Annotated in this window: 7 protein-coding genes and 1 pseudogene; 3 read left to right on the forward strand and 5 right to left on the reverse strand. The window is 69.2% G+C overall.

All coding sequences use genetic code 11. The annotated features are described in order from the left end of the window. The 3 genes from ACWEVN_RS43265 to ACWEVN_RS43275 form a co-directional block, all read right to left on the reverse strand. Positions 1 to 580 (reverse strand): LLM class flavin-dependent oxidoreductase (locus ACWEVN_RS43265; RefSeq protein ID WP_452055152.1); only part of this gene is annotated, 580 nt, incomplete at its 3' end. Continuing rightward, positions 577 to 1,722 (reverse strand): hypothetical protein, encoded by a 1,146-nt coding sequence (locus ACWEVN_RS43270; protein WP_452055153.1) that lies wholly within the window; start codon positions 1,720 to 1,722, stop codon positions 577 to 579. The genes ACWEVN_RS43270 and ACWEVN_RS43265, both read right to left, overlap by 4 nt. A gap of 131 nt (positions 1,723 to 1,853) precedes the next feature. Then, positions 1,854 to 2,885, reverse strand: a complete 1,032-nt coding sequence (locus ACWEVN_RS43275; RefSeq protein WP_452055154.1) for a Gfo/Idh/MocA family protein — start codon at positions 2,883 to 2,885, stop codon at positions 1,854 to 1,856. A 187-nt stretch (positions 2,886 to 3,072) separates the two neighbouring features. On the opposite strand from ACWEVN_RS43275, the gene ACWEVN_RS43280 reads away from it, so the two are divergent. Continuing rightward, positions 3,073 to 4,590 carry a peptide deformylase gene (locus tag ACWEVN_RS43280; RefSeq protein WP_452055155.1) on the forward strand — a complete coding sequence of 506 codons (1,518 nt, stop codon included), beginning with the start codon at positions 3,073 to 3,075 and terminating at the stop codon, positions 4,588 to 4,590. A gap of 324 nt (positions 4,591 to 4,914) precedes the next feature. Here the strand turns inward: ACWEVN_RS43280 and ACWEVN_RS43285 are convergent, their stop codons facing one another. Further along, on the reverse strand, positions 4,915 to 5,817 hold the full coding sequence (locus tag ACWEVN_RS43285; RefSeq protein WP_452055156.1) for an AbiV family abortive infection protein: 903 nt from the start codon (positions 5,815 to 5,817) through the stop codon (positions 4,915 to 4,917). Between the two features lie 100 nt (positions 5,818 to 5,917). Further along, positions 5,918 to 7,969, reverse strand: a complete 2,052-nt coding sequence (gene ligD / locus ACWEVN_RS43290) for a DNA ligase D (protein WP_452055157.1) — start codon at positions 7,967 to 7,969, stop codon at positions 5,918 to 5,920. Positions 7,970 to 8,256: 287 nt separating this feature from the next. Between ligD and ACWEVN_RS43295 the strand changes: the two genes are divergently transcribed. Next, positions 8,257 to 8,964, forward strand: coding sequence for a hypothetical protein (locus tag ACWEVN_RS43295; protein ID WP_452055158.1), 708 nt, complete (start codon positions 8,257 to 8,259; stop codon positions 8,962 to 8,964). Beyond that, a pseudogene (locus ACWEVN_RS43300) lies at positions 8,961 to 9,118 on the forward strand (DNA polymerase Y family protein); the annotation flags it as partial. The gene ACWEVN_RS43295 and the pseudogene ACWEVN_RS43300, both read left to right, overlap by 4 nt.

Here is a 9,118-nt window from a genome sequence, read left to right on the forward strand (position 1 = left end):
CGACCTCGCCCGTCGCGGCGGGCCGCCGCCGCAGCCGGGGGCCGCGGGCGGCCACGACCAGCGCCGGCGCCGGGACACCGGCGGCGCTCGCCGCCACCGCCGCCCGGGCCTCGACGTCGTCGGCGCCCTCTCGCGTGTCCGGTGAGCCGGGACCGGGCCAGGCGCACCGGAGCAGGGTGAGCGTGCGGGTAAGGGTGTTCATGCGGGCCCGGGCGGTCGTGCCGAGCACGGCCAGGTCGCTGCCGAGCCAGCCGGCGCCCAGGCCCAGCTCGAACCGCCCGGCGGTGATCCGTTGCAGCGTGGCCGCGCTGCGCACGATCTGGGCGGGGTGGCGCAGCGCGTCGAGCAGGGTCATCGTGCCCAGACCGATCGTGCGGGTGTCGGCGGCCAGCCGCGCCAGCAGCGCGACCGGGTCGGGCAGCGCGACAAGCCGCCCGCCGTCGGCGCGGGTGAGGTGGTCCGGCAGCGAGATCGTGTTGTAGCCCATCGCCTCGATTTCGACGGCGGCGCGCACGATGCTGCTGATGTTCTGATCGGCGCGGGGCGTGTACTGCACGCCGACACGCAGGCTGGGAGTCATCGCCGGTTCTCCTCAACGGTCGTCCAGGCGGTCAGGGGCGGGTAGAGCGCGGGCACCGGCGGGGAGGGGTCGAGGTCGACGAACCGGTAGCCCAGCGGGGTGGCCGAGGCACGCCGCACGGGACGCCCGGGCGCTCCGGCGGGATGGTCGGCGCCGATCAGCTGCTGCAGGAGCGCGAACATCTCGACGCCGAGCGCGAAGTTGCTCCGGTCGTTCTTCGGCAGGTGCGCGTGCGGCAGCGTCACGACGGAGGCCACCCGGCTCCGGCCCGAGCGCAGGGCTGCGGCCAGGAACGACAGCTCCAGCCCGTAGCCCGGCGCCAGCGGCATCGCCGACCAGGCCGCCAGTGTGGCGCCCTGGTCGCCGTGTAGCAGAAACGGGAACCGGGTCAGGGCCTGTTCCAGCGGGTGTGCGTTGCGGCTGGCCAGGTACTGCGATAGCCCGCGCGAGGACCGGCCGCCGGCTTGGGTGTAGCGGCCCATCGCTGTGGTCAGCTCGGCCAGCAGCGCCGGGGCCAGTGTGCGCTCCAGCACTTGCGGTGTCGGGACGGCGCCCGTTGGCAGCGTCGCGCTTACGGCGGGGGCGTGCGGCACGGCGCGCGCCATGGCAGCGTCGAGCAGATCCAGGAAGCTCAGCGTCCGATCGGTGCTTGCGTTCGTCGTCAGCTCCGCGTCCGCCACCAGCCGCAGTCCGCCGCCTTTGGCGACCTCCAGACCGGTGAACCGGGCCTCGGCGGGAGCGCCGCCGTCCGGGGATGAGAAGCCCAGGACCCAGGGGGCGTAGAGCGCCACCGCGTCGACCGGGTCGTAGACGAGGTAGTCGCTGTCAAGGAACACCACGAACTGCCGGTCGGGGTTGCTCGGCTGGGATCGCAGCATGGCCAGGCAGGCCAGCAGGTGCTCGGTCTTGCCCACCCGCGGCAGCAGGGCGCCGTCCGGGCCGGCCAGCTCGGGATGCTCGGACCACACGGAGGCATCGGGCTCGAGCAGGTCGGTCAGTTCGCGCGGCGCCGGGCCGCCTTGGTAGGAGACGACCAGTTCGACCCGGTCGGTCCGCAGCGCCGGGCTCAGCGCGCGGTATAGCCGTGCGGTGGTCGTGAACCGCTGCGGATCGGTGCCGTGGCACAGCACAACCAGGTGCACCCGAAGGTTATGCCGATTCAGCGCGTCTTCCACCCGGGCTCGTAGCGCGCTCACCCCGCCGGCCGTCGCAAGCAGCGTGTCTAGGTCGACGTCGAGAACCCGCTCTGGCGGCGCGGTGTCCAGGGCGGCGCTCATCGGCCGGCGGCGACGTAGAGACGGTCGATCAGCTCGGCGACCGCGGCAGCCTGGTCGCCGGGACAGAGCACGGGGGTGCCGGTGGCGACTGCGGCGACGAAGTCGGCATAGAGCGAGGGCGCGTCGGGAAGCACCGGGTAGCTCACCTGCTCGTGGGCACCCTGGCCGCCGCGGAACACCGTGAGGGCGTAGTCGCGGTAGGAGTCGCCGACGTTGCTCACACGCAGACTCGCCTCGGTACCACGCAGTTCAAGCAGCACGTCTTCCGCACGCGGCAGGTGCCCCAGGAACGACATCTCCGCGTGCACTGTGGTTCCGCCGTCCAGCTCCAGCCACGCCGCGACGCTGTCCTCGACGTCGCCGCCGTCGTCACGGCTCTGCAGCAGCGCTCGGCTGGTCACCGCGCGCACATCGAGTACCTGCGGGAAGTCCAGCATCCACAGCGCGAGATCCAGGCGGTGAGTGCCCAGGTCCAGCAGCACCCCGCCGCCGGCGCGAGCCCGGTCCCGGTACCACGAGCCCGGAGCGTTGTCCCGCCGCAACCAGCGGGTTCGCGCGGCGTAGACGTGTCCGAGCGCGCCGGTGCGGACCAGTTCGCGGGCGGCCCAGTGCGCCCGATCGACCCGGAAGTCGTGCAATGCCGCCAAAACCAGCCCGTTCGACTCGGCCAGCTCCGCGAGGTCGAGCGCCTCGGCTCCGGTCACGCACAGCGGCTTCTCCACCGCGACGTGCAGACCCGCTTGCAGCGCCTCACGAGCGTAGGCAGCGTGCGCATCGTTGGGCAGCGACACCACCACCGCGTCCGCCACGCCGCCCTCAAGCATCTCCGTCCAGCTCACCGCGCGGCATCCCGGCGACGCCGTGCGCAGTGCTGACCGTGTCCTCTCCGGATCCAGGTCACACACCGCGGTGACGTCCGCCCGGTCGACGGCGTGGAAGCCGGCCACGTGGCGCATGCCGTGTCGCAGCCCCACCACCCCAACCCGCACCGGACGCGTCGAGTCCTCACTCCCGCTCTGGGTGTCCACTTGCCCCTCCTCGCGCTGATCGGCCACCTGTCAGCTCACGACCACCGCCGTTTCCGTCAACGGATCGGGTACGTCGGTGTGCGCTGCGAGATCAAGGACACCGCGAGCCGACGGTGGGCAACTAGACTGAGAAGCGACTCACGGTGCGTTCACGCACACTCACGGTTCCCGAACGGCGGAGACGACGATGACGACGGGCGCGACCAGCACCACCGACACCGGCGGAGCCGACCACGAGGTGAACGTCTTCGCTGTCGAACTGGAGCGCTGGCGCGACGTACGCGGCTTTTCCCGCGCCGCCCTGGCCAAGGCGATGGGCTATGACCGTTCCTACGTGTCTAAGGTGCTCTCCGGCACCGAGCGCCCCTCCGAGGCCTTCGCCGGGCACGCCGAAATCGCGCTACGCGCCGGCGGTGCCCTGCACACCGCGTTCCGCGATTTCGAAGCCCACCGCCCGGCGAAAGTCCGACCCGCCGTTCCGTCGGTGCCCGACACCACGGTCGGAGCCGGAAGCCTCGTGGTCGATCACGACGACGCGACCCTGCGCTACGACGATGGCGTCTACCGGCTCACCCAGCGGCGCCACCTCGTCAACGAAGGCACCGAACCGATCACCCGCTACCTGATCCGTATCTCCGTCGACCGCTACCCCGGCGACCCGGAACGCTCGAACCAGCTCTACAGCGAAAACCCGCTCGCCTGGGACGAAATCAACTTGCACGCCTGGCACGGCCAGAACCGTGCGGACGCGATGGACTGGACTCCCCATCACGACCGCGACGCGTTCAAGGAGGTCTGGCTGCTCTTCGCCGGCGAACGCGGGCACTTTCCGCTGTATCCCGGGGAATCCTGCTGGATCGAGTACGAGTACACGGTCAGCGAAGTCCATTGGGGCAACTGGTTCCAGCGCGCCGTCCGGCTCCCGACCCGCACCCTGTCGGTGTGCCTGGACTTCCCCGCGGACCTCTCGGCTGCTGTGTGGGGACTGCACACCTCGATGACCGCTCAAGCCATGCCGTTCGCCACCGCCATCGCTCGTGACGCCACCGGCGACCGGCACGTGTTCTCCTGGTCCTGCGAAGACCCGCCGCTGCACGCCCGCTACCGCCTCGAATGGGACTTCCGCGGCCGTGCCGCAGCCGTCGACGGGCCGCCGCCCGCGCCGAGCGAGGTGATGGCGTCGCTCGGCATCGTGCAGGACACCGACCCAGCCCTGCGCCGCGTCGCCCGCCGCTTCGACCTCCCAGCCGAGGCCGAGGACGCCCGCCGCGTGGTGACCGAGCTGAACTCGGCGTGCGAACGCGTCGCCCAAGCCCACACGTTCGGCAAAGGGATGGGGATTGCCGCGCCTCAAATCGGGATCGACCGGGCCGCGGCGATCGTCCGCACGCCGGATGGCGAGACGATCACCCTGTTCAACCCGACGATCATCGAGTCCGCCGGCGACGTCGACGAGCAGTACGAGGGCTGCCTGTCCTTCTTCGATGTCCGCGGGCAAGTCCCGCGCTCGCACATGATTGACGTCGAGCACACCACCATCGACGGCCAGACGAAGATCACCGTGTTCGAGCGCGGCGTCGCACGCCTCGTCGCCCACGAGGTCGACCACCTGCACGGCATCCTCTACACCGACCAGATGCGCGAGGGCATCAACCCGATCCCGGTCGAGCAGTATCGCGGCACCGGCTCGGCCTGGAAGTACTGACCGCACATGGCGCTTGGCCTCGACACCGTGGAAGCCAGGGGCGAGGTCGAAAGCAGCGCAAGGTGAACGGTTGCAGGCAAGATCGGGTGCTGTTTGCGCATCTGATAGGTCGACGGAAGAGAGCCATGATCTCGGCGGAGTCCATCGACGACGATCGGATCAAGTCGACTTATCCACCGGTGGTTTGAGGTGTGGACAATCTGTGGATAGTTAGCCGGGCCCCTGCGAGCTCTGAACACCATCGGCGACGAGTGCTGGCAGTTGCGAGTAGGGCTCACCGCCATCTGCATATTCCCTCACATGGCGCCTAACTAGATAGCCTGGTCAAAAGTGGTCGTAGCCGCCTTCGAAGCCGTCAAGCATCCCCATTTCGCGTGCCAGTTGTCGTTGGCGTGCCTCTTGCAGGTCTGCTCGATCCACTTCTATGAGAGTGAGATCGAGGTCTGCGAGAGGAAAGCCCCAGTTGTTCACGACGTCTCTCAGAGTTTCGGTGTCTTGGTCGGTGTACTCAAGATAAGTTGACTGGAGTTTGGTAATGACGGCGATATTGAGCTGTCTAAGTTCTGTCCATCGCATGGTGTCGTCGACGATCACACCATCCCATACTTCGCGGGTGGCATTGAGTCCTGCCTCGCTGAGGAGGCCGATCTGATGCATCGCAGTCGTCAGCGCGGATATGGTGCTCGTCGGTGCTGAAGAGATGTAGTCTTCATCGACGTATGCGAAGCGATCGGCGGGGCCGGTCCATCGGCCCTCGTCGTTCTCGTCGACGACGTAGTCGACGTACAGCCGCTCTTCGCGGTCGGTTGTGATCTCGTTGCCGAAGATCCAATCCATCTCCATGGGGCCGTCCAAGTAGTACTGCTGCCGTAGACCATCGACGTATCTGCGGACCTCCGCGAGGTCTGCAGGCGAGCCCCGATAGGCTCGAACGTACAGGCCTCGGGCGAGGTGTTGGTAGAAATTCGCCATGCACGACTTGACGGTGGTGTGATTCTTCCAGCCGGCGCGGGCGAGGTCGAGCAGGATCATGACCTTCGCGGCTTCTTCGTCGGCGAAACACCGGAGGACTGCGGCGCCGCGATAGCTGCCAGAGGTGCTGAGTGTTCTGGCGTCTCGCTCGAGCGTGGCGACGTTGTCGGCCAGTAGCTCCAGGCCTTCACCGAGTACAGAGAAGCGTTCAGCGACGGGAAGCTGACTGATGACTCTGAGGCGGCGGGCGTCCATGGACGTATGATCGCGCATCGGCCAGGCCGGTACGACCATATTTGCCCTGCGGCACGGCCGCGACGGCCGATTACCAAGGGCCTTGACGGTCCGCTACAACTCAACGGCGGCCTGGGAGTCCCCGGGCTTGTCGGTCGGGCAGCTCGGCTCGTGTGTCGCCCAGGCTGACGAGCAGGTCTCCGTGGCGATCGACGCGGTCGAGGACGTCGTCGGCGGTGAACGTCAGCTGGGCAATGTGGCGGCAGGCTTCGACTTCCACCCAGGTGACTGGGGTGGACACGGTCGGGTAGTCGCGGCCGCGCAGGGAGTAGGGCGCGACAGTGGTTTTAGCTGGGTTGTTCTGGGACCAGTCGATGAACACACGGTTGGCGCGCTGGGTCTTGGCCATCACGGCGGTCACCGCGTCCGGGGTTTCGCGGGCGAGCCGTTGCGCGAGCTTCTTGGCATAGGCCGAGGGGGCAGCGGGGTCATCGGTGTCGATTGCGGCGTAGAGCTGCATGCCCTTCGAGCCGGACGTTTTCGCGAACGGCGTCAGGCCGTCAACGAGGAGCAGGTCGCGGAGGCGTTCGGCGACGCGGCAGCAATGGACGATCGAGGCACCTGGTCCGGGATCGAGGTCGAATACCAGCCGGTCTGGCGGCAGCCGCCGGCCGTCGGCGTTTACTTGCCACTGCGGGACGTGCAACTCCAGGGCGGCCATGTTCGCGGCCCACACCAGGGAGGCGAGTTCGTCGAGCAAGGCGTATTCGATCTCGCCTTCGCCGCGGCCGGAGCGGCTGCCAGTGCTGGGCAGCCGGACCGTGGGCAGCCAGTCGGGCGCACCTCGTGAGACGTTTTTCTCGAAGAACTGCTGCCCGCCGACGCCGTCGGGGAACCGGATGAACGTCACCGGCCGGCCCGACAGGTGGGGCAGCAGGACGTCGGCGATGCGGGAGTAGTAATTGATCACCTCGCCCTTGCTGAAGCCGTCAAGGTAGAGCGGCTTGCCCAGGTTGGACAAGGTGAGGCGTCGTTTGCCTGCTTGAACGGTGATGCGCTGGCCGACCGGTGCCGGTGACGCTGACTCGGATGGAATGGGTTTTGCGGCTGGCGCCGCGGCGGGTGCGTGGACGGATCGAGGGGCGAGGACGTCGGAGGGTTTCTTGTCGGCGCGAAGGCCGCGCCACGCGGTGTGGCGGACGCGGCCGGCGCGGGTGAATTGCCGGTAGACGATCTCGCCGATCAAGTCGGGTTGGACCCAGTGGGCGCTGCGGACGTCCTCGCGCGGCGGCGCGGCGGCGAAGGGATGCGTGCGACGTTCGAGGGGTTGAAGCTCGGTGAGCAGGTCGGCGCGGGCGGCTTGGCTGAAGCCGGTGCCAACGTCGCCGATGTAGACGAGCGCGCCGGACTCGGGGTCGTGCGCGCCGAGCAGGAGCCCGCCGAGGGTGCCGGCGAAGCTGCGCTGCCCGGGCCGCCACCCGCAGATGATCACTTCCTGGGTCTGGATGAACGGGTGTTTGAGCCAGGAGTCCGGGCGGCGGCCGGGAACGTAGGTGGAGTTGCGCAGTTTTGCGACGACGCCCTCGTAGCCGGCGGATGCGGCGTGGGCGAGGAAGTCGGCCGGCGTGTAGCGGTCGGCGGCCAGCTCGTCGAAGGTGACGGCGCGGACGACGGAGACGCGGTAGGGGTCGGGCATCGGCAGGCTCGTCAGCAACTCTCGGCGTTGGTCGTAGGGACTGGTGAGCAGGCTGCGGTTGCCGAGCTGGAGCAGGTCGAAGGCGAGGAAGCGGACCGCGATGTCGTTGAACGGCTCGTCGCGGCGCAGGGAGCTGTGGTGCTTGACGTAGCGGCCGCGGCGTTCCTGCATGAGCTCGAAGTCGATCCGGCCGTCGGCGTCGTAGACGACGACCTCACCGTCCAGGTACGCGGCCTGACCGTCCAGCGCGGGAGCGAGGACGTCGGCGAGGTCGGCGAACTCGGCGGTGAAATCGATGTTGTTGCGGCTGGCGAGCACTGTCGTGCCGTCGGCGCCGATGCGCATGGCCGCGCGGTAGCCGTCCAGCTTGTACTCATACGCCCATTCGGACCCGCTGCGCAGCCGGCCGCCATCCGGTTTGGCCAGCATCGGCTTGACCCAGGCCGGCACGCGCGAAGCGTCGTCTCGACGAGCCATGCGGACCTCCGTCCCGACGCCAACGGCCTGCTCCGACGGTAACCCGATCGGCCCACTCGCGCCGTGTCCGTGCAGGTCAATGCCCTGATCGGCGACTATCGGTGCAGTCTCGACTGCGCTGCGCTGACCTTCACGCCTGAGTGAGTGAAGCTGGGTGGGTCGGCTTGACAGGGCGGCAGTAATCTCGCATCCTCCGAACAGGTGTTCGAGGAGAGTGGTCGGGTTCGCCCGTGCCGTGGTGCGCGGATGTCTCCGGTGCGGGCTCGTGGTGCTGGAGGTGAGTGGCAGTGGCGAAACCGGAAGCGCTCGCGGAGCTCGCCGCGATCGCCGGCATCCGCACGGCCTCCCAGCTCCGCCATCCCAGCCCAGACACCACAGGGCCCACCGAGGCACTTCCGGTGCTGCCGGCGCTCGGAGCTTTGCTGCCCGGCGCTGGGCTGCGGCGGGGCAGCACGGTCTCGGTTCTCGGGTCGACGCCGCTGGTGCTGGCGTTGCTGGCCGAGGCGACCCAGGTCGGTTCGTGGGCCGCGGTCGCCGGGATGCCCGACGTCGGCCTGGTCGCAGCCGCCGAACTGGGCGTCGACCTGGACCGGATGGCGCTGGTCCCGGACCCGGGTGCGGAGCTGGTAGCCGTGCTCTCGGCGCTGGTCGACGGCTTCGACTTGATCGTGGCGGGCCCGACGGTGTGCCGCAGCGCTTCGCCGCAGCTGGCACAGCGGCTCGCCGGCCGGCTGCGTACCCGCGGTGCTGTTCTCCTCGCCGCCGGCCCCTGGCCGAGCGCGGATGTCGAACTGCGCCTGTCCGGCCACACCTGGCGTGGCACCACCTCCGACGGCTACGGCTATCTCCAAGCCTGCGACGTCGTGGCCACCAGCCGCGGCCGCGGCGCCGCCACACGCCCGCAGTCGATCCCGCTGCAGCTGCCCGGCCCCGGCGGCGCCGTTGCCGCCGGGAAGCGACAAGCCCGGCGGCCGCTGATCGAGGTGGCGGGATGAGCGTGAACGACGCGCCGCGGCTGCTGGTGCTGTGGTGCCCGGACTGGCCGGTTGTCGCCGCCGGCGCCGCCGCGGAAACACCGCTCCTGGCGCCGGCCGCGGTGTTTTCGGCGAACCGGGTCGTGGCCTGCTCCGCGGCCGCGCGACGCAGCGG

This window comes from Amycolatopsis sp. NPDC003861 (genome assembly GCF_053605405.1).